The organism is Flavobacterium bizetiae (genome assembly GCF_024271895.1).
Lineage (GTDB): Bacteria > Bacteroidota > Bacteroidia > Flavobacteriales > Flavobacteriaceae > Flavobacterium > Flavobacterium bizetiae.
Window position 1 is genome coordinate 3491372 of the sequence record NZ_CP091861.1, and the last position, 25444, is coordinate 3516815.

Sequence of the window (25444 nt, forward strand, 5' to 3'; positions counted from 1 at the left end):
GCGCATTCTTCGTTAGAATGGTCGTGTATTTTAAATTCACTTTTCGTATTGTTATAATGTTGCGTTATATTTTTATGTGCAGCATTATGGCTTTGTATATGTTCATAAGAATGTATCGCCGGAAATAGTATTGCAAATACTACAATCAGCGGCATTAAGAGATTAAGGATTTTAAATTTCTTGTTCATTCTATGAAAATGGGCACTTTATTGGTAAAGTTGGTACAAATATAAAATTCTTATTTATAAATGCAACAATGTTTCGTTAAAAAAAATAGATGTTTTTGAATTACGAGTTAAGCGTTGAATGTTAGCAATTGTGCCTTTAGGCACAAAATATTGGTAAAATTAGATTCTAAATGAATTTAGTGTGCCGTAGGTACACAACACACCGAAAACCCTTGCGTACCTACGGCACGCCATATTTGCTATAAATTGTTATTTTCTACCGATATTATGTACCTAACGGCACATTTCAATTTTTAATTTGTTTGAATTAAGATTAATTCAAACTCAAACTTTAGATTTTAACCTGCTTAAGGTTTCTTGTGAGACATTAATGTACGACGCGACAATTTTATTAGGCAAGCGTTTTACAATAGTGGGATTGATTTTTAGCAAAAGCTGATATCTTTCGCGAGCATCCATAGTCGTAAACGACATCAATCTGTTGGTATTATTTACGTAAGCTCTTTCTAAATACCGACAATAAAATTGCAACCATTCCGGAACGTTTTGTAGTAGATGATTAAAGTCTTCGTGACTGATATACAAAAGCTCTGATTTTTCGATTACCTGAATGTATTCTGCTGAAGGTGCTTTGGTAATAAAACTCACCAATGCCGTAGCAATTTGGTTTTCGAAAGCAATGTATCGGGTTACATCTTTTCCTTCTTCATTGATATAATAGATTCTCAGGCATCCTTTGCCCACAAAATAAGTATGCTGACTAGTTTGTCCAGCTGAGACTAATAATTCGTTTTTAGCGTGTTTTAATGGCTTAAAATAAGATAAAATCGTATTGAGGCTTTCATCAGAAACCTCAATACGACCTTTTATATAATCTCTAAGTTGCTCGTATATCATTTGTTACTTATAATCTCTCACGAATTTGCGGTAATAAATAATATCTTCTATAGACAATACTACCAAATCGTGTTCTTCTGCAAAGCTAATGATTTTGCCAAGTTTAGCCATCGTTCCGTCTTCATTCATTAATTCGCACAAAACAGCTTCTGGTCGTAAACCTGCTAATTTCATTAAATCTACGCTTCCTTCGGTATGTCCGTTTCGTTCAAGAACACCATTATTTTTAGCTCTTAACGGAAAAATATGTCCAGGTCTGGCTAAATCGGATGCTTTTGCGTTTATAGCACTTGCGGCTTTAATAGTGGTAATGCGATCTGCAGCCGAAACTCCTGTAGTTACGCCTTCTTTCGCTTCGATTGTTACAGTAAACGGAGTCTGAAAACTACTGGTGTTTTCCTGAACCATATACGGCAATTCGAGTTGATCTGCTTTTTCGTTAGGCAAACAAAGACAAACGATTCCGCTGCATTCGCGAATCATCATGGCCATGTTTTGAACGCTGATATGTTGTGCCGAAAAAATCAAATCGCCTTCGTTTTCGCGGTCTTCGTCATCGGTTAGTAAAATTCCTTTTCCGTTTTGTAGATGTTTTAAAGCATTTTCTACACGTTGTATGCTGGTTAAACCAAATTTTTCTAAAGGATATGTTAGTGTGCTGATCATTTGTTTTGGGTATTTCAAATTAATAAGCAGCAAATCTAGAATTGTTTAATATGCAAAAGTTTGATGTAGGTCAATAAAATGAGGGTTGGTTTTAATTGGTCGTGGATTTTTTTGGGAAGAGGAAGTTTGCCACTAATTGCACGAATTTTCACGAATCTCTTTTGTAATGGTTTGTTTAAAAATAAAAGCCACGAATTCACGAATTTTTATTGATTATTATGAGGACGAAATTTGCCACTAATTACACGAATTTTCGCGAATCATTTTTCTACGATTAGGGATAAAATTGTAAAAAGAAATTCGTGAAAATTCGTGTAATTTGTGGCTATTTTTTCTACTGGAATAAACTAATTTCTATTGTAGAGATATAATCTTCGTTTTCATCCAAAACAAAATCATTTAGCTTTAAAGCCTTTTCTATAGAAGCTTCGGTTCTATGCGTGTAGAATTTCATAACACTATTAATGTGCAGGTTGTCTAATAGTTTCAAAAGATCACATGCAACAATCGTTTTTCTAAAACTACCAACACTAATTTCTTTTTCGTACAAAGATTTAGTCAGAATTTCTTCTGTTTTTAGCGTTTCAAAAGCATCAGTTCTAAAGAAAAATGAAGTAGCCAGTTCACTTTGATTGTTGTATTCGATGCTTTTAAAAAAGCCCAATTCTGCTTTAATTACTATGATTGTTGCACCATAAAAATTATGTTTTGAGATAATGTTGAAATCCGAATAGTAATAAAGATTTTCCTCGTTTAAAATGTAAATCGCATATAAATCAGACAGATCAAAGGTTCTAAAAAAGGACGTCATGTAATCTGTATTGAATACGTCTACAGCTACATGGTATTTTAGATCACTTTTATGGTTCGTCTGGATAAACGGAATATCATCATATTTTGTAACAAACTTTTGAGATATTAAATTATAACTTCTTAATCGGGACATATTGCGGTTGGTATGGTTTATTTCAGGCTGGCAATAAATTCTTTATAACCACTTTTTTCTAAGAAATCTTTTAAAGGTATTGTATAAATATCTTTCCAGGAATCTTTTCCATTTTTTTCGGCATATTTTTGAATGATTCTGTAGCCCAGAAAATAGCACAATTCATTTTCGACCTCTTTTGGTAAGTTTTCGATAACGGGTTTACATTCGCTGTTTCTTCCGCAATGTCTAAAAATAGGACAGCCTTCTTCGTTGGTTTTATAAAAATAGGGTTCTAGTTTTTCGAAAATTTCTTTTTCGCGACTGAACAAAATTTTAGTATCATCGCCATACAAAGCTTCTTCCAGAGATTGATTTAAGTAAAGAGAAGTAAAGTAAACCGCCAAACCTTCATCTAGCGTAATACCCAAACCTTTTTGTCCGTTTGGATCTTTCTCTAAAGCCGGATTAAAAAGCAAGTGTTCGAGTTCGTGTGCAAAAACTTTGTCGATCGATTTGCTGTTCCACTCAGAGCCAAACATATCTAAAATCATAGAATTGTTATCGCAGCCGCCAAAAATCTGAAAATCTTTAGGTCCAAAATACACCATCCATTTTCCTTTTCCTTTCTGGCCCGTAATTTCTTGTAAGGCTTTTAAATGTTTCGTAAACAATTGATTGATGTTGACCGAATCTAAAACAGTAAGTTTTTGTTTGATCAGTGCTTCATGGTCTTTTAATAAGTTTCGATTCCAGGAATACATACCATTGGGTTTGAATTTAAGTCCGTTTTCTTCTCCGAATATTTGAGAAAGACAATTGTCGAAAGCATATTTATTAGGTTTATAAACCTTATTTAAAATTGCCAAACTGTCGAATTTACCGGAACGATGGGCGAGAATCTGATTTTTGAAAGCATTATGAATCGTCATTTGCCCGACATTTATGCTATCATCAATGTTTTTGACTTTATCGATAAGATCTGAATATTGATTTTTTTGGGAAGGCTTAGAAACGGAACAACTAAATAAGATAAAAGATAAAATGAGTAAAGTAAAGTTTTTCATAGAGTTAAAGAGATATGGTTTTGGTTTTAACTTCATTCTATTGCCAAACAAAAATGGCTAAGGGGTAAATATATAGAATTGATCAGGTATTTACAAACGAGAAAGTTTAGAATGGGTTTCTGATATTGATCGATTCTTAATTTTATGTAGCTAAAAGACTATTTAATTTTAAACTTGTTAAAATTATTTTTAATCACATCAAAAACATTCTTATCAATGAGAGTAGACTTTCAGGGATTATATATGAGATAAGTTGGTATGGTAGAAGTCAAAAGCCTGAGTAAATAAATATGTTTCGCCTATTCCCGTTTATTTAAGTGTACATTTGATATATACGATAGCCCCAATGAATATAAACGAGAATATAAAGATTTTACTTACTGATGATGATGAAGACGACAGAGAGTTTTTTGCAGAAGCAGTAGAAGATCTGAATTTGAATTATCCTGTCGAATTTTGTAAAAACGGTATAGAACTTCTAAACCGTCTTGCAGATAACACTTTAGGTATTCCTGATATTATTTTTTTAGATCTTAACATGCCTATTTTGTCTGGTTTTGAAACCCTTCAGCAAATTCGGGAAGATACCAGATTTAAAGATGTTCCAGTGATTGCTATTTATTCAACTTCAGCAACTAGTGATGGTATTAATAATACTTTTGGATTAGGTGCTAATGCTTATATTATAAAACCAATCGCTTTTAGTGATTTAAAAAAATTGCTAAAAAAGGTTATCGAAACCGATTGGAATGAAAAGTTGAAGCATGCAAAAATTGAATCTTATATCATTACAGTATAGATTTCAAAGCGTTTACATGGAATATTGTTTAGAGATTATTCCTTAATACCTAAAAATTGAAATCATGCATAAGCAAAAAAGCAGTTTACCCAAGGCTACACGCCAGGATTTTCCTATTGTAGGTATTGGTGCTTCAGCAGGAGGACTAGAGGCTTTTAGACAATTTATAGAAGCAGTTCCGTCTAATTCTGAAATGGCTTATGTCATTGTACAACACTTGCATCCGTTGCACGACAGTATGCTTACAGAACTTTTATCACGTGTTGCAAAAATTCCGATAAACGAAATTACTGATGATATTCATTTGGCTCCCAATAATATATATGTTATTCCGGAGAATAAAATGCTAACCTCTTACGATGGTGTTCTTAAATTAAGTCCGCGTCAAAAAGATACTAAAAATCAGGCTATAGACGTCTTTTTTAATTCATTGGCAGAGGTTCATCTTGATCTTGCTTATGGTGTTTTACTTTCCGGAAACGGATCTGATGGTACAATTGGACTTAAAGCAATCAAAAAACATGGTGGAATTACTTTTGCACAAGATATTGAAGCCGCCAATAGCGAAATGCCACAAAACGCCATCAATGCCGGAGTGGTAGACTATGTTTTATCACCAAGTCAGATCGTAGCCAAATTGATTGAACTCGCCAAAGCAAAAGAGAATTTTATTCAGGAAAATGATCCAAATGACGAAGTAGTTTTTCAGGAGATTATTAAAATATTACGCTACCATAGCGGGGTAGATTTTACGTATTATAAACAAACAACCATACGCCGACGCATTGCCAGAAGAATGGCACTGAATAAAATAGTTACTCTAAGAGATTATCTAAAAGTGCTTCAGGGCGATAAGGTCGCGTCTGAAGATTTGTTTAATGATTTATTGATTCCTGTGACAGAATTTTTTAGAGATACCAAGATCTTTCAGATAATGAGAGAAAAAGTTTTTCCGATATTAACCAGCAGAGTAACTGAGGGAAATTCTATTCGTATCTGGATTGCAGGATGTTCTACCGGAGAAGAAGCTTATACTTTAGCAATTGCCCTGCATGAATATTTAGGCGAAAATCTGGAGGGAAAAGAAATTCAGATCTTTGCTTCGGATATTTCAGAAGTGGCTATAGCCAAAGCAAGAATTGGGTTTTACAGAAAATCGCAAATGCGAAATGTTTCTGAGACCATTCTGACTAAATATTTTACAGCTAACACAAGTGGTTATAAAATTAAAAGACAAATTAGGGATTTATGCATCTTTGCTGTTCATAATTTTCTAACAGATCCGCCTTTTGCCCGTATGGATTTGATAACCTGTAGAAATGTATTTATTTACATGGATTCGTTTTTGCAAAAAAAATCACTGACTACTTTTCATTATGCCTTGAAAGAAAATGGATTTTTACTTTTAGGCAAATCCGAAACTGCTGTTCCTGCCGCTGAACTTTTTCAACCGTTTGAGAAAGCAGGAAAAATTTATACCCGTAAGCAGGTTTCAGGGAGATTTGTGCATTCTGGTATGGAATCGAATGATAAATTAAAAACACTAAAAACAAATATACCCAGAAAAGAGATTATTAAAGAAGATTTTAGAAAAAGCGCCGAAGCCGTATTATTATCGAATTATACCCCTGCCAGTGTCATAGTTAATGAACAAATGGATATCGTGCACATAAACGGATCGATTGCTGATTTTATTGAACTTTCTACCGGAAAACCGACTTTTAATTTGCTGAAAATGGCCCGGGAAGGATTGGCTTTCGAACTTAGAAATATCTGGCATAAAGCCAAAGAATCAGGTGCATTGGTTAAAAAAGAAGGCATTCAGGTAAAAAGCAGAGGAGCAATTAGTGAAATTACAATCGAAATTCGACTGCTTGAAGATACTTCTGAACCTTATTTTTTAGTATTATTTTATAAAAGTATCCTTAGAAAAGAAGATATATCATCAAGTGAATTTACCGCAGATGAAATTCGCGAAAATGCCAATTTAAGAAAGATTGCCCAGCTCGAAAAAGAACTGGCAAAAATACATGATGATGTAAATGCAATCAGCGAAGAGCAGGAAGCATCAAACGAAGAATTGCAAAGCGCTAACGAAGAATTACTAAGTGGGAGTGAGGAATTGCAAAGTTTGAATGAAGAACTCGAAACCTCAAAAGAAGAGCTGCAATCGAGTAACGAAGAGCTTTTGCAGATTAATCAGGAACTTTTAAACAAACAGCAGCAAATTAATATTTCTAAAAATTATACTGAGGCTATTGTAGCAACACTTCGTGAACCTATAGTAGTGCTGGATACTAATTTGAGAATTAAAAATATCAACAGGGCATTTTCTAAAAAATACAATATTGCTAAAGAAGAAGCAAGCGGAAAACTGATTTATGAAATTCAAAATCACCTTTTTGATAATATTCCGATGCGTGCCATGCTTGAAAAAGTATTGCCCGAAAAAACACAACTTGATGATTATCAAATATCAGTAAATCTTTTGCCTTATGGTGAAAGTATTATGCTGCTAAATGCCAGACAAGTAACCAATGAAAACAGCAAAGAACAACTGATTTTATTGGCTATTGAAGATATTACCGAACGTAGAATCATCGAAAAAAGACTGCAAATATTATCAAGTGAATTAGAAGCAAAAGTTGAGGAACGTACTACTGATTTGTTAACCGCTAATAAAGAACTCGAAAGCTCGGTTAAGAATTTACACGGAGCCAATGTTCAATTGCAGGAATACGCCTATGTAGCGAGTCATGATTTGCAGGAACCTTTGCGTAAAATATTGATGTTTATAAGCCGACTGCTGGAAATGAATGAAGATTTTTCTGCAGAAGCTCTTGTTTTGGTCGAAAAAATTAGCAAATCGTCCATTAGGATGAATACGCTTATAAAAGATTTATTGGCATATTCATATCTTAATAATCCTGACCGACAATTTGTAACTACAGATTTAAACGTGATTCTAGCTGATATTCTGGTTGATTTTGAGTTAATGATCGAAGAACGTAAGCTTGATATAAAAGTAGGTTTGTTGCCTGTAATCAATGCGATTCCGCTGCAAATGAACCAGCTTTTTTATAATTTAATAAGCAATGCTCTTAAGTTCTATAAAAACGACGGTTCGCTCTCTAAAGTCGAAATATATTCTCAGAAAGTGAGCATGGGTCAAGTTCAAAAATACCCTACTTTAGATCCCAAATTAAGCTATTGCGAAATCATTATAAAGGATAACGGAATAGGTTTTAACAAACAATACGAAAACAAAATTTTCACCATTTTCCAAAGGTTACATAACAACGAAGTCTACTCCGGAACCGGAATTGGTCTAGCAATTGGAAAAAAAATTGTAGAAAATCATAAAGGTGTTATCTTCTCAAAAGCCGAAGAGGATGTTGGCGCTGAATTTCATATTATATTACCTGTTTAAGATTTTACTATTTATTTAATTAATGAAAAGACGATATGCTGAAAGGTGTATTGTCTTTTTGTTTTTAATTGAAGTTATAATGAATAACAGATTTCTATTTTCCAATTCACTTCTCATGAAACCGATTTCCCTAGCCCAGACAGCAGCGGCATCCTTTTATTTTTTTTCTTTAAAAAAATAAAAGATATAGTGGATGGCTGGAAATAGCTCCTAATAAAACCCATTAGAATTTTGTATCTTAGTTTTTAGTAACTAAATTTTATTTGATCACGAGTTTTTCCTGATGCAATAAGATTGTAAAATGAAATAAGATGCCTTGGAATCCAGAGATTTATAATAAGTTTAAAAATATTCGTTATCAGCCTTTTTATGATTTGGCGGATTTTATCGAACCTGTAAGCGGAATGAAAGCGATTGATTTGGGCTGCGGAACGGGGGAGCAAACTTCAATTTTGGCGGATAAATTTGCAGAAGCTAATTTTCTGGGTGTCGATTCTTCGGCAGAAATGCTGGAACAATCGAAGTCTTTAGAAACGGATAATTTGCATTTTAGAAAAGCAACTACCGAAGAAACGCTAAAATCGGGCGAAAAATGGGATTTGATTTTTAGTAATGCGGCTTTGCAATGGTCTAACAATCATGAAACTTTGTTCGCTGAATTGATAAAATTGGTAAACCCAAAAGGTCAATTTGCGGTACAAATGCCGGTTCAGCCTGAAAATAAACTGAATGTAATTCTAGCCGAATTGGTGGATGAAGAACCTTTTAAGTCCTATCTAAAAGGTTATAAAAGAGATTCTCCGGTTTTGAGTATTGATGAATATGCCCAAATTTTGTTTGATGGAGGACTGGAAGATCTTAAGATTCTGCAAAAAGTTTATCCGATAATCGCGAACGATCATGAAACGCTTTATAATTTTATTTCCGGATCGGCTTTGATTCCGTATATCGAGCGTTTGGATGGCGATGAGAAAGCACTTTTTATTAATATGTATAAGAAGAGAATCGCACTACATTTCCCGAAACTTCCGGCGATATATTCTTTTAAGAGGCTTTTGCTTTATGGTAGGAAAGGGTAATTTTTTTTATGCCACAGATTACAGGATTAAGCAGATTTTTTTGTTTCACGCAGATTTTAAAAAGGATTTAGGCAGATTTGCGCAGATGATTTTTTAAAATTAAATCTGTGATTATCTGCTGCAATCTGTGAGATCTGCGTGAAAAAATATGTCTTTAAATTTTTGCCACAGATTACGGGATTAAAAAAGATTTTATTTTTTTGTTTCACGCAGATTTTAAAAGGATTTAGGCAGATTTGCGCAGATGATTATTTTAATAAATCTGTGATTATCTGTTGCAATCTGTGAGATCTGCGTGAAAAAATATGTGTTTAATTTTTTTTTGCCACAGATTACAGGATTAAAAAGATTTTATTTTTTGTTTTACGCAGATTTTAAAAGGATTTAGGCAGATTTGCGTAGATGATTTTTTAAATTAAATCTGTGTTTATCTGCTGCATATGTGGGATCTGCGTGAAAAAAAAACGCATAGACTGTACCCATAGCTATGTGTAAAAATCTGGATTTTTTTAACTACCTCAATTAGGAACGTAGAATCTATGTTTCTATGTGTTTAAAAATTTTTCTCGCAGATTTTGCAGATTGAGCAGATTTTATTTTTTTTGTTTCAGGCAGATTTTAAAAGGATTTGGGCAGATTTGGGCAGATGATTATTAAAAATTAATTCTGTGATTATCTGCTGCAATCTTTGAGATCTGCGTGAAAAAAAACCGCATAGATTGTGCGTGAAGCTATGTGTAAAAATCTGGATTTTTTTAACTACCTCAATCAGTAACGTAGAATCTATGTTTCTATGTATTTAATTTTTTTCTCGCAGATTGAGCAGATTAAGCAGATTTTTTTAATCTTTTTAATCCTGTAATCTGTGGCAAAAAAATAAACTATTTCTGCAATACGGCCGAAGGCGTGATGCCATATTTTTTCTTAAAAGCAAATGAAAAATGCGAGAGATCTTCGAAACCTAGATCGAGATAGATATCAGAGGGCTTTTTTCCTTTTTTTTCGATCAGGAAATAACCTTCCTGGAGTCTTCGCTGAATAAGCCACCGACTTGGGGTATCTGAAAAAATAGCGGCAAAATCGCGCTTGAAACCTGAAATGCTTCGGCCTGTGAGATAGGCAAAACGCTCCATGCTGATATTAAACTTATAATTGCGGTTCATATAGGCTTCGAGATCGATTTTTTCTGGTGGTGCAAAATCAAAAAGGATGTCGATTAATTGCGGGTTTTCTTTTAAAAGAATCAAAAGCAATTCTTCGCGCTTGATGTTCGAAAATGTATCGTCGATTTCGCCTCCGTCATTATAATACGGCATGAGCGAAAGAATGAAATTAGGTATTAAATCACTTTTGTTAATGTGTACAAACGATGCTTCATTGATACTATTTTGACCAATTACTGTATGCTTTATGGCGAATTTTTCGAGAAAATCGGTATCAAAAATAACAACGACTTTTTCGAATTCTCCGTCTTGTTTTTGTTTGTTGTACCGCGCCAGATGATTTTTACGAACGATGCAATATTCGCCGGGTTTTAGATGGTATTTGCTAATGCCGTCATAACCTTCGATCGTGCCTTTTGCGAGGTACAAAAAGAAATGTTCGGCAATGAATTGTTCCGGCGATATTTCGGGACCAATATAACAGCTTTTAATTTCGGTATATCTCATGGTTTGAAGCGTCAGTTAGTTGGAATTGTATTTCCACCATTGTTTAAAAACTTTGTGCTCATCAAAAATAACGATTTCTCCGATAACAGGCGTAATCAGCGGAATCTGATATTTTGCATTGAGTCGGTTAAGCTCATTTAGCGGTGCATTCCAGGTATGTTTGGCCAGTGCAAATTTCGAATTATGAACAGGAACAATGCTCTTGGCATTCAGATCTTTTGCGGCTTGCAGGGTTTCCTCTGGCAACATATGAATGTAATGCCAGGCTTTATCATATTGTCCGTTTTCCATAATGGCAACATCAATAGGGCCAAATTGTTTTCCGATTTCGGCAAAATGCGTGTCGTAACCGCCATCGCCGCTGTAATAGATTTTAAGCGTAGGCGAATTAATTAAAAAAGAAGCCCATAACGATTGATTTTGTTTAAAACCACGCCCTGATTTATGTCTTGCAGGCAAAGTATGAATGGTAAAGTTTTTTGCCACAACAACATCATCGTTCCAGTCCTGTTCTATAATTTTGTCTTTTGGATATCCCCAACGTTCGAAATGAGCGCCAACTCCCAAACCGCAAATCACGGTTTTTACTTTATTCTTAAGCGCCAGAACGGTTTCGTAATCAAGATGATCATAATGGTCGTGCGAGATGAGTAAATAATCTATATTGGGTAAATCCTGCACGTGATACGTATTGGTTCCGTCAAAAACTTTTACGGTATTAAGCAACGGAGACGCATTATCGCTAAAAATAGGATCGATTAGAATTTTCTTTCCATCAATTTGCAAAAGGGCAGAGGAATGTCCAAACCATACCAAAAGATTCTGATCTGCAGGCAAATGTTTTAAATCTGTTTTTACAGACGGAATTCGTTTTGAAGGCTCTGTCGGAACGCTTTTATCGAAAATCTGCTTTTGTATTTCGCCCCAAAAACTATATCCCGGAGCCAATGTTGGCGTATAAATTCTATTCTGAAATTCTCCGTCTTTATAATGAGGAGATTTCTCGATTTGTACCATACTTTTAGATGATGGCAAACTTCCGAAAGTTGCCTTTTGCATGTACAAAAACGTAGCAATACCAAGAACTATTATTATTGCCAGGATTGTAATGAGTATGCGTTTTATTATTTTTAAGATTCGTTTCTTCATTTTAAATTCGCGGCTGTTAGAATATCTTTTGCTTCGAGTATTTTTTTAGGAAAACCTATTTTGGTCACTAAAATCATGGCGCGTCCTATTTCTCTGGTGGTGCATCCTGTATAAAACAAACCTAAAATAGGCGAGAATAACGGAATGTATTTATTGTATCCTTTAAGCTGAGTTTGCGTTTTATCAGGTTTCATTAATCCCGGTCTAAAATTGTATTGCGCTTTAAAAGGTAACGCTTGCAAAGCATTTTCGGTTTTTCCTTTTACACATGCCCACATTACTTTTCCGTTTTCAGAACTGTCTGTGTGCGCTCCAGAAATAAAATTGAAGGTAAAGTTTAAGTTTTGTGCTAATAAAACTTTGGCAAAATGCAAGGTAGTATCGTACGTAATTTGCGTGTATTGCGCTTCATCTAATCCTACACTGCTTATTCCGGCGCAATAAAAACATGCATCATAACCAGAAAGCTGACTGTCATCGCTTTTCAGCGAAAGAAAATCAGGTACAAGATATTCTTTTAGTTTAGGATGCGATTTTCCGCTTGGTTTTCTTCCTACGTATAAAACTTGTTTTACCTCATTATTATTCAAACATTCTATCAAAACTCCTTCGCCTACCATTCCGGTAGCGCCTGTTACAATTACTTTCATATTTATATTTTAAGAGATTTCCATTTAATTAAACTAATTACGCTTGCCATAATTGCTTCTTCGTTATTTCTGGGTTTCCAGCCTAATACGGTTTTCGCCTTTTCGTTACTGGCTTCGCGGTAAATACCCACCAATGGCAGAATGGCTTTTGCCTGATCGTTAAACAAAGCTGTTAAACGTATTATAAAGGTAGGTAAAGATTTTGTAGATGCTTTCCCGGCAACATACGGCATTTTTACTTTTATGAGTTTCACGATTTCTAATAACGACATTGTGCCTCCGGCTAAAGCCAAAAAGCGTTGTCCTTTTGCATCAGGATTTTCCATTGCCAGAATATGCAGTTCTGCTACATCTCTTACATCAACGATTCCTAGTCGGATATCGGGGATTGCTTTCATGGTTCCGTCTAATAGTTTTTTCAGCATTTCGAAGCCACTCGATAAATCAGTGCTTAACGACGGACCAAAGATTCCCATTGGGTTAATAACGCTAAGTTCTAGCGATCCACCTTCGGTTTTCATAAAATTCCATGCGGCTTGTTCGGCCAGAACTTTAGATTTATTGTAAGTCGAAAGTCCTTTTTCGTTCGGATTTGTCCAGCTTTCCTCAGTAACAAGGCTATTTCGATCTTTATGGCTATAACCTACAGCACCAAAGTTTGATGTCATAACCACACGTTTTACACCTGCTTCGCGAGCAGCTTTCAGGACACGCAACGTTCCGTCTACCGCGGGACGAATCATCTCGTCTTCGTTTTTGGGCAATCTTAAAAATATTGGTGAAGCAATATGCAACACATATTGACAGCCAATCATGGCTTCGAGCCAGTTTTTATCTGAGGTAAGATCAGCTTCGATAAAGTCCAGTTTACTAAAATCTGTAATACCGCCATTTTTTAGCATTTCATAGATCTTGTCTTTCCCTGTAATCGAGCGAATGGTTGTTTGAACCTCATAACCACGGTTTAATAATTGTAAAATACTATGTATCGCTACAAAACCGGTTCCGCCTGTTACCAATACTTTTTGATGGGTATGTATCATTGATTCCATTTTTATGGTACAAAGATCTTAAGAATATCATCTTCTAACTTTGTTGAAAAGTCCAAAGTTGTTTTGTTGAGAGGTTCAAGGGGGAGGAATTAGATAATTAGAAAATTTGATAATTAGATAATGAGAGATGGGAGGCGGATGACACGGATTCGCTTTGCGAAAGCACGGATTTGGGCGGATTTTTATAGCAGGGTTTGTTGTTTTTGTATGTCAGACTGAGCGAAGTCGAAGTCCCTCGATGTGACTACAGATAATTTTGTCATGCCGATTTCTATAATAAAACCGAATCTTTTTTTCAGGAGCTAATCCCGCTATTCGTTTCAATCTTTTGTGCCGAACACCGGCACAAAAGGATTTCCACTTCTATCGGGGCTAGGGGAATTATTTTCATTATAATATTTAGTTTATCAAAAATGAAATAAACTGGTTTAAACATATAAAGTAACCACAATCCTGTCATCCCGAGGAACGAGGGATCTCCGCAAGAAACTCCGTAATTAGTGAGACCTGACAGGTTTTTAAAACCTGTCAGGTCTGCTTTATGTGCCAATCTTTGTCGAGCTGCTCACGGAGATCCCTCGTTCCTCGGGATGACAAGATTGAGGATAATGATAGGAAAGTAAATCTTTTTCAAAGTTGTAAACTTTGAAAAAGATAGTAGAAAATCTAAAATCTAAAATCTAAAATCTAAAATCTAAAATCTAAAATCTAAAATCTAAAATCTAAAATCTAAAATCTAAAATTATATTAATGTATCTTCTTTTTTACCTAATAAAAATTTTACGTAATAAATTTCTTAAAGCCTTGTTTTAGTGTTTTTTTTACGGTTATTTAATTGCAATTATTTCGAAAAAAAATGCTGGAAGACTGTTGATTGATAACAAAAAATATTGTTCATTTGCGCCTTAATTTAGAATTGGTTTAAATAATAATAACATGAAAACAAAAATAGTATCAACTTCCTCTTTCATAAGAACTTCAGGAAGAATGATCGCAAATCTAAAACAGCAATTTAATTTCGTTATTGTAGTTGGTTTATTAATGAGCGGAGGATTTATTCAGGCTCAAACTTCAGATACAGGACAAATCTCCGGAACTATTATTACCAATGACGGAAATGCAAATCAGGGTGTTATTGTTAAATTAATTGAAATTAATAAAAGCGCGGTAACAAACGCATCTGGTAATTATGAGTTTAAAAAGTTGCCTTTTGGTACCTATACACTCGAAGTTACAATGTCAGGTTACGCATCTTCTACAGAAACAGCTGAGGTTACGGCAGAGGCGCCATCAGCGAAAGTAGATATCAGAGTAAATTCATCTGTAGAAAATCTTGAAGATGTTGTAATTCGTACCGGTGGAAATCGTTTTGCGAAAAAAGAAAGTATCGATGTGGCAAAAATGCCACTTAAAAATATCGAAAACTCTCAGGTGTACATTATTGTGAGTAAGGAATTAATGAAGGAACAGGTTATTACAGATTATAACAGCGCCTTTAAAAACGTACCCGGAGCTGGTATTGCCGAGGTGAGAAACCAAGGACGAACGACTTCTATATCAAGAGGTTTTCCAACACCACAGTTGGTTAGAAACGGAGTTGGAAGTTTTACGTATACTACAATCGATCCTTCGAATCTGGAGCGTATCGAAGTGATCAAAGGACCATCGGCAACACTTTTTGGAAGTACTTTATCATCTTTTGGAGGATTGTTTAATCGTGTGACCAAAAAGCCTTTTGATAGTTTTAAAGGCGAAATATCGTATTCAGCAGCAAGTTGGGATTTAAACCGATTTACAGCAGATGTGAATACGCCATTAAATAAAGATAAAACAGCTTTGTTAAGAATGAATACTGCTTTTCATAGCGAAAGAAGTTTTCAGGATGCCGGATTTAATAGAAATTTTTCTTTTGCTCCAAGTTTTTCATACGAAATCAATGATCGCTTAACGCTTTTAATCGATGCAGAATTTAGTATGTACAAAGCAACTTCTCCAACGAGACTGGCACCATTTGTTGTAAAAAATACCGAAAGTAGTATTGAAGCACTTGATATTCCGTACAAATTGTCTTTCGCTAATAATACCATCAATTATACAAGTCAGCAATATAATGTTTTTGCACAGTTAAAATATAAAATGACTGATCAATGGACGTCTCAAACGGTTATATCGAGAACAAGATCTTCATCTGAGGGTTATACGGTGGCGTTACAAATGATGTCTCCAACGACATTAAGACAACAAGTTACGTATCAGGATTCTCCTTTTTACGGAACAGATATTCAGCAGAATTTTATTGGTATTTTTAACATTGGTAAACTAAAAAACAGGGTAGTAGCAGGTGTCGATTTTTACAGTCTTCGTGCGACTCGTAACGATGCCATCGTAAATATGCCTGCCATGGATTATAAAAAACCGGGCGACGCTTACAACAATTTTAATTTAGATAAAGTGGCTCCGATGTTTACTGATCCTAAAGTAAAATTCACTAATTATGTAGCGAATAATGAAAATACGTATAGTGCTTATGTTTCTGATGTTTTGAACGTTACGGACAAATTATTGGTAATGGGAGGAATTCGTGTAGACCGATATGAAAATAAAGGAACGTATTACCCAAGTAAAGATTCGATTGCAGGAAATTACAATCAAACGGCATTTTCACCAAAATTCGGAGTGGTTTATCAACTTATGAAAGACAAAATTGCGGTTTTTGGTAATTATATGAATGGTTTTAGCAACGTTTCAGGTTCTGATTTTGACGGAAACACGTTCAAACCAAATCAGGCGAATCAATATGAAGGAGGTTTTAAATTTGATTTGAACAAAATATCAGCAACACTTAGCTATTATGATATTCAGGTGACAAACATTACGCGTGATGATCCTAATCATATCAATTTCTCTATTCAGGACGGAACTCAGGTAAGTAAAGGTTTTGAAGCTGAATTGATTGCCAATCCTATTTCCGGATTAAATATCGTGGCAGGTTATACGTATAATGATAGTAAATTTGAAAAAAGTAATGCCAGCGTTCAGGGTTTACGACCATCTACGGCGGGATCTCCAAGAACGGCGAATTTATGGGCAAGTTATAGAATTGTAAATGGTCCTGCGCAAGGTTTAGGATTTGGTTTTGGAGGTATCTATGGTAGCGAATATTACCAGACGAATACCGCAACATTCAAATTTTCTATTCCGTCGTATACCGTTTTAGATGCGTCGCTTTTTTACGATCAGCCTAAATATCGACTTGGAATTAAAGTGGATAATTTAACGAATGAAAAGTATTGGTCGTACAGACTTGCGGCTCAAAACCCAACGCGTGTTACAGCCAATATTACATTTAAATTCTAAGTTATTTATTTCAGATCAATAATTTATAAATATAGAAAAAGGGTAATATTTCAACAATGAAATATTACCCTTTTTTATTGTTATTTATTCAACCATGCTTTAAACTCAGCAGCTTTGTTTTTACTAATTATGACATCGATTTGAGATTTCGGCATAACTTCAATTTTCAATTGATTATTACCATATTTTAAAATTTTATCTATCGATTTTATTGCCAGAATAAATTGTCTGTTGGCTCTGAAAAAAGTAGAATTGTCTAATTCGCTGTAAATTTCTTCTAGACTGCTATTACTTGTCGATACTTTTCCGTTTATATCTTTCACGTAAGTGATTGTATTTTCCATATAGATATAAGCGATTTGTTCTATTTCGAGCGAGACGATTTCGTTTTTCAGATTCGTTAGAATTCTCTTTTTATTCGTACCGGTAATCGCAACATCCTGAACCTTTGATTGTTCATTCGATTCCAGTTTAGATTTATAATTCGTTAAATCATAATTGAGTTTCGAAAGGCTTAAAACTTCATTAAAAAGGTTTTCATTTTTCTGTTCCAGTTTTCTTTCATAACGGCTTCCAAAAAGTCGGATCATAAAAAATGAAATCAAAACAATCAACGCGCCTGTACTAATGTAAACGAGAATAAAGTAGAATTTTAAATCCTGTACTTGTTTGTTAATGCTTTGAAGATTGGCATGCGAAGCAATAATCCAATCGGTGTCTTTAACGGCATAGAGGTAAATAATTTCAGAATCTATTTTTGGATCGTTATAATTTCGAATTCCGCCGCCTTCGGTTTTATTTTTTAGGTACGAATAAAAATCTTCTGGGTTTACTTCGTTATGCGTTGTCGAAATAAATGATTCGTCAGGTCCGGTCATTCGGCCAATTTTTTCCGGATTTGGATGGCATATTTCTTTTCCTGTCTGATCAAACATGCAAATGAATCCGGTTTGGGTATCGGTTTTTTCAATGCTTTGCTGAACATTATTGATGATGACTTTTTTGTCGGCATTTTGTTGTGCTTGCAAAGAAATAAGGTTGGCCATTTCTTTGGCTTCTCTTTTACTGGATTCGATCTGGATTTTTAGAAATTGTTCTGTACTCAGATTGACCAAATAATTCATACTAAAGTATCCGCAAATGTATACGACTACCAATAATGATAAAAAAGTAAAAAGATAAAGCTTGTCTTTTTTCATGGGAAATTTTTGTATTCAGGATTCAAATTTAATTAATAATAATGGGTTGGGTATAATTATTTTCAATACTTAAAAATAGAATTCGATAGTAATTCCTGTAATGAAGCTATTAAATAGAAAAAACCAATTTCCATTCGATTCTATTTATTCCCTTTTAAGTTCATTTTTTCCCTTTCGCACATTTTTAGTTGATTCCAGTGGGTTTTCAGCGCTTTATTTGCACTATCAAATTGAAAAATGAGAGCATTTTGTTCAGCTTCATTTTGATGAACAGATTAAAATTCAGCCATTAAATACAAAAACCAACGATATGAAAAAGCAAAAAATATATAAAAGAAAGATTATCATGATTCCGTTATTCCTCTTGTTTGGAATTTTTGCGGCCGTACAATTTTTGCGACCTGAAATTACAAATCCGCTAGTAACGGGAGAGGTAAAAGTACCTCACGAAGTACAAACTATTTTAAGAAATTCTTGTTATGATTGCCATTCGAACCAGACTAATTTAACCTGGTATGATAAAATAGTTCCGGCGTCGTGGTTGGTGGCGCAACACATTAAAGACGGCAGAAACGGACTCAATTTTTCTGAATGGGATAAATTATCACCGGCAGACCAAAAAGCAAAACTTTGGGAATCTGTGAATCAGGTTTCTCAGGGAGCAATGCCTTTGCAGAGTTACACACTGGCACATCCGCAGGCTAAACTTTCTCAAAATGATATCAAAGTACTTCAAAATTATATATGGAGTTTACGAGTGAACAATAAACCTCAGGATACGGCTAAAATAAAGGCTCTGAATGATCAGTCTGCAGCATTAAAAAAGGTTGAAAAATCCGCAAAAATACCTCAAACGCCAAACGGAATTGCTTATGTAGCTGATTATAAAAACTGGGCTGTTGTAAGTACAACGCAACGTCTGGATAACGGAACCATGCGAATTATTTACGGAAATGATATTGCGATAAAAGCTATTAAAGAAAAGAAAATCAATCCCTGGCCCGACGGAGCAATTTTAGCGAAAGCGGCTTACGAAGAAATTGAAGATGAAGATGGGAATATTTCTCAGGGTGCTTTTAAACAGGTAGAATTTATGAGTAAAGATCATAAGAAATACAGGAAAACAAACGGTTGGGGATTTTCACGCTTTAAAACCACCGAACTGATTCCGTACGGTAAAAGGGCAGATTTTGTAATCGAATGTATGAATTGCCACAAGCCTATGGAGAAAAACGATTATGTATTCACACTTCCAATACGTCAATAAACATGAAAACGATACTATATTTTACTGCCATTATTTCTTTCTTTTTTCTTTTGGGATGTTCAGACAAAACCAATGAAAATGCTTTGAATAAAGAAGCTTCGTTACCGGACAATATGCTGGATAAAGTTTCCGGTTTGAAGGTCATCAATTCTTCTATCAACAATAAAAAACATACTACATCATTGTTGTATGGCAATCAAATAGCCATTGAGAGGATTGAAACAAATAGTTCTCATTTGCAGAAAGGCGAAAAACTGATTTGCATCACATGGCATCAAAAACCCGATCCTAACTGGCTTGGAGCGATTATTCCAGGTAAGTTGTTATCTATGGAAGTTTTGGAATCTGTGGGAGAAAAAGAGGATTTTAAATATCAAAAATTTGAAGGGAATACGATGATACTTCAAAAAGATACACTTGGTAATTCGCATCGAATCGGGCTTTTACTGAATCAAAAAAGGGCAATTGTGCCGGAATTATAAATTAAATAAACACTAAATAATTAAACAAATGAAAACAATTAAAATTTTAGCTTTTGCTGTTTTGGTATCTCTTAGTAGTATAAAAATGTATTCACAGGAAACAACATCAAATAAACCAACAATCATTTTTGTTCACGGAATCTGGGCAGACGGATCTTCGTTTACCAATCAAATTGTGGCTTTGCAGGCAAAAGGATATCCGGTAATTTCGGTTCAAAATCCAATTACCTCATTGGCAGATGATGTTGCTGCTACCAAAAGAGCGATTGCGCAGGCGAAAGGAAATGTTATTTTAGTGGGACATTCGTGGGGAGGTTTTGTGATTACACAAGCCGGAAACGATCCTAAAGTAAAAGGTTTGGTTTTTGTTGCCGCATTGGTTCCTGATTTAGGAGAAACAATTCCTGCTTTATCTGCGCAAGGCCCTGCAATTACGCTTAGTAATTATTTAGAGCCTTTGGATGGTTTTGTTTATTTGTCGAAAGCCGGAGTTAAGGAAGTTTTTGCTCAGGATCTTAAAGAGAAAGATCAAAACCTGATTTATGCGACACAAACTCCTGCCAAACAAGGTGTTTTTGCAGATAAAAGTGGAGAACCTGCATGGAAAACAAAACCAAGCTGGTATATTTTAGCCAAAAGCGATAAATCGATAAGCCCGGAATTAGAACGATTTATGGCAAAAAGAGCGAATGCTAAAACAACAGAAATTGAAGCTAGCCATGTGGTAATGCTTTCGCACCCAACAGAAGTTTTACGTATTATTGAAGAAGCTGCAACAGCAAAGAAATAAATTATTTAAAAGGTTAATTATAAACTCCAAAGTCGTTTGATTTTGGAGTTTTTTTTATGAAGTTTTATTGATGAAACCTATTTTGTTGTAATAAAGGTTTCACGCAGATTTGAAAGGATTTATGAAGATTAACGCCGATTATTATCTTGAATAAAATCTGCTTAATCTGCGTGAAAGAATTTTGCATTGTTTGAGCTGATAAATGCATTGTTGAAGTTTTGTAATCTCTGCCCATAATCGTGTAAGATTTTCTGATGTGTTGTGAATTAATTTTAACCCTCTGTAAAAGAAAATATTAGAACAACAAATCAAACTATAATCATTATGATACATAAAATAGAAACAGCCAAAAATTTAATTGCTTTTAGAGCTCTTGGTCAGGTAACAACTGCTGATTTTAAGAGTGTTGTATTGCCTGAGTTAGAAGGTTTATCCAAACAATCAAACGAAATAAATTTTTTATTTGCGTTGGATACGGATGTTCAGAGTTTTACTGAAAACGTATGGTTTCAGGATGCGGTTCTGGGATTGCAACAATTTGAAAACTGGAACAGGGTTGCGATTGTTTCAGATTCTGAAGAGATGAATTTTAATGACAAATTTACATTTAACAGCACGGGAGAATTACGTGGTTTTAAAAAGCTAGCTTTCAATAAAGCTCTGAAATGGGTGGAAGGAAATTCAATTTTATAAACTAAAGTTATGAGAGCAATTTGGACAGGATCGATAAGTTTTGGGTTAATTAATATTCCCATTAAAATATTTTCTGCGGTGCAGGAAAGCAGTATTGACATGGATATGCTGGATGAAAAAGATCACGCCAACATCAAATTCAAAAGGGTAAATGAAAATACCGGAAAAGAAGTGGCGTACGCCAATATTGTAAAAGGATATAAAATAGACGACAAATATGTTATTCTTGAAGATGCGGATTTTGAGGCGGCAGATGCTGAGAAAACCAAAACGATTAACATTCAGAGTTTTGCTTTAGAAACAGAAATTAATAGTATTTACTATGAGCAACCGTATTATCTTGAGCCTGATAAAGGCGCGATGAATGCGTATGCTTTGCTTAGAGATGCGCTTGAAGCGTCGGGAAAAGTAGGGGTAACGAGTTTTGTTTTGCGTAATAAAGAAAGCCTGGCGATTTTGAAACCGTACAAAAATGTAATTCTTTTAAACCGAATTCGTTTTGAGCAGGAAATACGGGATACATCAGAATTAAAATTGCCTGCAGTGTCTAAAAAAGCCACAAAAGAAATGGACATGGCCGAAAAACTGATCGATCAGCTTACAGAAAAATTCGATATCAGCGCTTATAAAGATGAATATACCGCAAAACTTTTGCAAATTATAAAGAACAAAGCAAAAGGTAAAAAGCAAGCCGCTCCAAAATTGAAAGTCGTTCACAAACAAAGCGACGATTTAATGGCAATGCTAAAAGCAAGTCTGGAAAAAAAGAAATCCTCTTAATTACCAAGTTGCTAATAAGTGTAGTTCCTACGGAACAAAAAAACGGCACAAATAAATTGATTTCTACCAATATTTAGTCTCTCCGGGATATTTTTTATTAGTCTGTAGGACTTAAATATTGGTAGAATTAACGAAAGGCACACCCTGAAAATATCCCGTAGGGATTATTCTTTTGTAGTAACGATTTTATTTATTAAACTAGCAACCTGAATTAGTTAGGATTTCTATTTTCCAGTTTGTGCAATATCTTTTTGATGTTGGCACCTTTTCCTAAAACGGGTTGCCATAAATCGCCTTTTTTCTCAAAACGTTTCAATACATTTTTGATGGTAAATTGTGAAGGATGCAGTTTCGAATTTACTTCGCTCCATTCTAAAGGAGTTGAAACTGTTGCTCCGGGTTTAGGTCGTACAGAATAAGGCGAAGCCAAAGTTTGTCCTCGTCGGTTTTGTAAATAATCGATATAGATTTTATGGTTTCTTTTTTTAATGCTTCGTTCTAAAGAAGTTGTTTTGGGTAAACGCGAATGAATCTCGGTAGCCAGTAATTCTCCAAAAATTTTAATCGAATCGTAATCGTATTGTGCACCAAGCGGAATGTAAACGTGTAATCCGGTTGCGCCCGAAGTCTTGCAATAACAATCGGTTTCGAGTTCGTCGAGAACCTCTTTTACGGTTAAAGCTGTTTTTACCACTTCCTGAAAATCATCTTTATCAGGATCGATATCAATAACAAGCCAATCTGGATTTTCGATGTGTTTGATGGTAGAATTCCACGGATTCATTTCGATACAGCCTAAATTCGCCATATAGAGCAAAGTTGCTTTATCATTACAAATCAAATAATTGAGATATTCTTCATTTGATTCTGAAAATATTTTTTTGGTCTTCAGCCAATCCGGAACTTTATCTACAGCGACATCTTTTTGATAAAATCCCGGTGCATTGATTCCGTTAGGAAAACGATTCATCGATTGCGGACGATCTTTAAGATACGGAACAATCAAATCAGCGACTTCATTATAATACTGCACGATTTCTCCTTTGGTAATACTATCTTCAGGAAAATAAATCTTGTTTTGATTGGTTAAATGCAAAGTCGTTTTTCCTATTTTTAAGTCGTAATCGTTTTCTGTTGCAGGGGTTGGTTCTTCTTTCATTTTTTCTTCTTTTAAAATTTTATCCGGTTTAACCTCTAATTCAACATTTGATTTAGTGTTTGATGGAACAAAAACTTCATTGGCTTTTTTATCAATTCTTAAGCCCAGATATACGGGATGTCTTAAATGTTTGTCATTCGTCCATTCTGAAAATTTAACCTGACAAACCAGTTTCGGTTTTACCCATTGAATTTGATCTCTTAGAACCAGTTTTTCGCTAAGTGGAGATTCATTCACAAAATGAGGTTTTAGCTTTGTGTACAATTCTTTTAATGTTGCATCTGTAAAACCGGTGCCGCACTTCCCAATAAACTGAAGTCTTTTACCATAATATTGCCCGAGTAAAATAGCACCAAAATATTTTCTTGAATTCTTAGGCTGCGTGATTCCAATGATAATGGCTTCTTCTTCATTCGAAATTTTAATTTTAAGCCAGTCGCTGCTTCTTTTATTTGGGATATAAGTACTATCGGCTTTTTTGGCAATAATTCCTTCGCCTTTGTTTTTTATCGAAAGATCAAATTGCTTCAAACCTTTTTCTACGGTATGTTCTGAGTAAAAAACATTGGTGAAATCATATTTATTAAAGAGAATTTTCAAAAGCTCTTTTCTTTCAAGCAACGACAAATCAGTAATGAGATTTCCATCTAAATTAAGAAGATCAAAAACATAATATTTTAGCGTTCCAAAACCCGTTTTCAGATAGTTTTGAAGCAGCTGAAAATTAGCTTTTCCGTTTTCGTCTTCTACTACAATTTCGCCGTCTAAAACTGCAATATGATCTATTTTTTGTAATTCATCTGCAATAGGTTTAAAATTAGCATTAAAAGATAATTCATTTCGGCTAAATAATTGCACATCAGTAGGATTAATTACAGCAATTGCCCGATATCCATCGTATTTATTTTCGAATACCCAATTGGTATCATCAAATGCTTTTTCTTTGGTATTCGCTAACATTGGTTTAATAAAAACAGCAGGAGTTTCACTTGATGAATGACTTTTTTTCGAAGCTTTTTTTTCAGAGCTATTCTCATCCATTTTTTTGGATTTTTTCTCTAATTCTTCTAAAGTTCTTTCTGTTATAACCGATTTATTTTTATTTAATATATCACTTTCTGTAGCATATGGATCTTGTTTTTTAATGAGCAGCCAGGCATTTTCCTGTTTGCCTTTTAATTTGATGAGTGAGAATTCTCCTTTTAGTTTTTTTCCTTTTAAAATAAAACTCAAATGACCTTTTTTAAGATCTGCCAGCAATGTTTTTTCAGGATTCTGAGTAGGCTCATCTGGAGTATAAGTGCCATTATCCCAAACAATAACATTTCCGGCACCGTAGTTTCCGGCCGGAATTGTGCCTTCAAAATCTTTATAACTATAAGGATGATCTTCGACCATCATGGCCAAACGTTTATCGTCAGGATTCATCGACGGCCCTTTGGGAATCGCCCAGCTTTTGAGCACGCCATCCATCTCGAGTCTAAAATCGTAATGTAAATGCGAAGCGGCGTGTTTTTGCACCACGAAAATCAATTTGCTGGCTGATTTTTCGACTTTTCCTTTTGGTTCCTGAGTTTGTTTAAAATCTCTTTTTTGATTGTATTTAGACAGTGACATGGGCGTTTGTTAAGATTAAAACAGTTAATGAAAGGGCGTAAATCCCTGCTGCAACAAGACCGAAAATAATATGGGCCAAAAGCAGCTGAAAATAATAACCTTTAAAATCGATTTTGGGCTTATGGTCGCTCATTTTAAACATGATCATCCAACCCAAAATGCCAATGATTCCGCTGGCAAAACCTAGTAAAAAAGCGATTAAAAAGGAAAGTGGTAAAATCTCGTTTATCCATAAAAAATAGTACGATAAAACGAACAGAAAGCCTATAAAATAATGCAATATCCAGGCTAACGTTTCTTTTGTATTAGGGGATAAGTCAAGATGCAGTTTGCTTAACATAAAAGTTAATAAAACCGGTTCTTTGTACAATTCCCGAAAGCTTTCTGATACAATATAACTGAATAACGTCATGGCAGATGTGGCTGCGATGGTAACAATTATTAGTTGAAAAAAAGTATAAATATCCATGATCAGCTGATTTATGATTGATAAAAAAGTAAATAAACCATTCAGGTAGAATGGTTTAT

General features: G+C 34.6%; 20 protein-coding genes. 9 read left to right on the plus strand and 11 right to left on the minus strand.

What is annotated here, in order from left to right; genetic code table 11:
• Window positions 1-512 precede the first annotated feature (512 nt).
• The 4 genes from L0669_RS15025 to L0669_RS15040 form a co-directional block, all read right to left on the minus strand.
• The gene (locus L0669_RS15025) at window positions 513-1085 is read right to left on the minus strand and encodes a Crp/Fnr family transcriptional regulator (protein WP_263758566.1); all 573 of its coding nucleotides are present in this window, start codon (window positions 1083-1085) and stop codon (window positions 513-515) included.
• 3 nt (window positions 1086-1088) lie between these two features.
• Complete coding sequence (gene ribB / locus L0669_RS15030) at window positions 1089-1751, minus strand: 3,4-dihydroxy-2-butanone-4-phosphate synthase (RefSeq protein WP_263758567.1); 663 nt, start codon at window positions 1749-1751, stop codon at window positions 1089-1091.
• A gap of 334 nt (window positions 1752-2085) precedes the next feature.
• The gene (locus L0669_RS15035) at window positions 2086-2697 is read right to left on the minus strand and encodes a hypothetical protein (protein WP_263758568.1); all 612 of its coding nucleotides are present in this window, start codon (window positions 2695-2697) and stop codon (window positions 2086-2088) included.
• Window positions 2698-2714: 17 nt separating this feature from the next.
• Window positions 2715-3743 (minus strand): DUF2268 domain-containing putative Zn-dependent protease, encoded by a 1029-nt coding sequence (locus L0669_RS15040; protein WP_263758569.1) that lies wholly within the window; start codon window positions 3741-3743, stop codon window positions 2715-2717.
• 346 nt (window positions 3744-4089) lie between these two features.
• On the opposite strand from L0669_RS15040, the gene L0669_RS15045 reads away from it, so the two are divergent.
• The 3 genes from L0669_RS15045 to L0669_RS15055 all read left to right on the plus strand — a co-directional run bounded on the left by L0669_RS15045 (window position 4090) and on the right by L0669_RS15055 (window position 9051).
• On the plus strand, window positions 4090-4542 hold the full coding sequence (locus L0669_RS15045; RefSeq protein WP_263758570.1) for a response regulator: 453 nt from the start codon (window positions 4090-4092) through the stop codon (window positions 4540-4542).
• Window positions 4543-4606: 64 nt separating this feature from the next.
• Window positions 4607-7972, plus strand: coding sequence for a CheR family methyltransferase (locus tag L0669_RS15050; protein WP_263758572.1), 3366 nt, complete (start codon window positions 4607-4609; stop codon window positions 7970-7972).
• A gap of 311 nt (window positions 7973-8283) precedes the next feature.
• Window positions 8284-9051, plus strand: a complete 768-nt coding sequence (locus L0669_RS15055; protein ID WP_263758573.1) for a methyltransferase domain-containing protein — start codon at window positions 8284-8286, stop codon at window positions 9049-9051.
• An 881-nt stretch (window positions 9052-9932) separates the two neighbouring features.
• Here L0669_RS15055 and L0669_RS15060 read toward each other — a convergent pair.
• From L0669_RS15060 to L0669_RS15075, 4 genes are read right to left on the minus strand one after another with little or no spacing between them, the layout of a single operon-like run.
• Window positions 9933-10721, minus strand: a complete 789-nt coding sequence (locus tag L0669_RS15060) for a helix-turn-helix domain-containing protein (RefSeq protein ID WP_263758574.1) — start codon at window positions 10719-10721, stop codon at window positions 9933-9935.
• 15 nt (window positions 10722-10736) lie between these two features.
• Window positions 10737-11870, minus strand: a complete 1134-nt coding sequence (locus L0669_RS15065) for an MBL fold metallo-hydrolase (RefSeq protein ID WP_263758576.1) — start codon at window positions 11868-11870, stop codon at window positions 10737-10739.
• Window positions 11867-12520, minus strand: coding sequence for an NAD-dependent epimerase/dehydratase family protein (locus tag L0669_RS15070; protein ID WP_263758577.1), 654 nt, complete (start codon window positions 12518-12520; stop codon window positions 11867-11869). Before L0669_RS15070 ends, L0669_RS15065 begins: the two co-directional genes overlap by 4 nt.
• A 2-nt stretch (window positions 12521-12522) precedes the next feature.
• Window positions 12523-13563: an SDR family oxidoreductase gene (locus tag L0669_RS15075; RefSeq protein WP_263758578.1), complete on the minus strand. Its 1041-nt coding sequence runs from the start codon at window positions 13561-13563 to the stop codon at window positions 12523-12525.
• Window positions 13564-14508: 945 nt separating this feature from the next.
• Here L0669_RS15075 and L0669_RS15080 point away from each other — a divergent pair.
• Window positions 14509-16929 carry a TonB-dependent receptor gene (locus L0669_RS15080; protein WP_263758579.1) on the plus strand — a complete coding sequence of 807 codons (2421 nt, stop codon included), beginning with the start codon at window positions 14509-14511 and terminating at the stop codon, window positions 16927-16929.
• An 80-nt stretch (window positions 16930-17009) separates the two neighbouring features.
• On the opposite strand, the gene L0669_RS15085 is transcribed toward L0669_RS15080, so the two are convergent.
• Window positions 17010-18128: a LytTR family transcriptional regulator DNA-binding domain-containing protein gene (locus L0669_RS15085; protein ID WP_263758580.1), complete on the minus strand. Its 1119-nt coding sequence runs from the start codon at window positions 18126-18128 to the stop codon at window positions 17010-17012.
• 310 nt (window positions 18129-18438) lie between these two features.
• On the opposite strand from L0669_RS15085, the gene L0669_RS15090 reads away from it, so the two are divergent.
• The 5 genes from L0669_RS15090 (at window position 18439) to ku (ending at window position 22140) form a co-directional block, all read left to right on the plus strand.
• Window positions 18439-19395 carry a heme-binding domain-containing protein gene (locus L0669_RS15090; RefSeq protein ID WP_263758581.1) on the plus strand — a complete coding sequence of 319 codons (957 nt, stop codon included), beginning with the start codon at window positions 18439-18441 and terminating at the stop codon, window positions 19393-19395.
• 2 nt (window positions 19396-19397) lie between these two features.
• A complete protein-coding gene (locus tag L0669_RS15095; RefSeq protein ID WP_263758582.1) occupies window positions 19398-19877 on the plus strand; it encodes a cytochrome P460 family protein in 480 nt (159 codons plus the stop codon).
• Between the two features lie 28 nt (window positions 19878-19905).
• Entirely contained in the window at window positions 19906-20667 is a 762-nt protein-coding gene (locus tag L0669_RS15100) for an alpha/beta hydrolase (protein ID WP_263758583.1), read from the plus strand.
• Between the two features lie 324 nt (window positions 20668-20991).
• Complete coding sequence (locus tag L0669_RS15105; protein WP_173969497.1) at window positions 20992-21360, plus strand: SpoIIAA family protein; 369 nt, start codon at window positions 20992-20994, stop codon at window positions 21358-21360.
• Window positions 21361-21369: 9 nt separating this feature from the next.
• The gene (gene ku, locus L0669_RS15110; RefSeq protein WP_263758584.1) at window positions 21370-22140 is read left to right on the plus strand and encodes a non-homologous end joining protein Ku; all 771 of its coding nucleotides are present in this window, start codon (window positions 21370-21372) and stop codon (window positions 22138-22140) included.
• Between the two features lie 211 nt (window positions 22141-22351).
• Here ku and ligD read toward each other — a convergent pair whose 3' ends face one another.
• Window positions 22352-24916, minus strand: a complete 2565-nt coding sequence (gene ligD / locus L0669_RS15115; protein ID WP_263758585.1) for a DNA ligase D — start codon at window positions 24914-24916, stop codon at window positions 22352-22354.
• Window positions 24903-25385 carry a hypothetical protein gene (locus tag L0669_RS15120; RefSeq protein WP_263758587.1) on the minus strand — a complete coding sequence of 161 codons (483 nt, stop codon included), beginning with the start codon at window positions 25383-25385 and terminating at the stop codon, window positions 24903-24905. Before L0669_RS15120 ends, ligD begins: the two co-directional genes overlap by 14 nt.
• Window positions 25386-25444 lie beyond the last annotated feature (59 nt).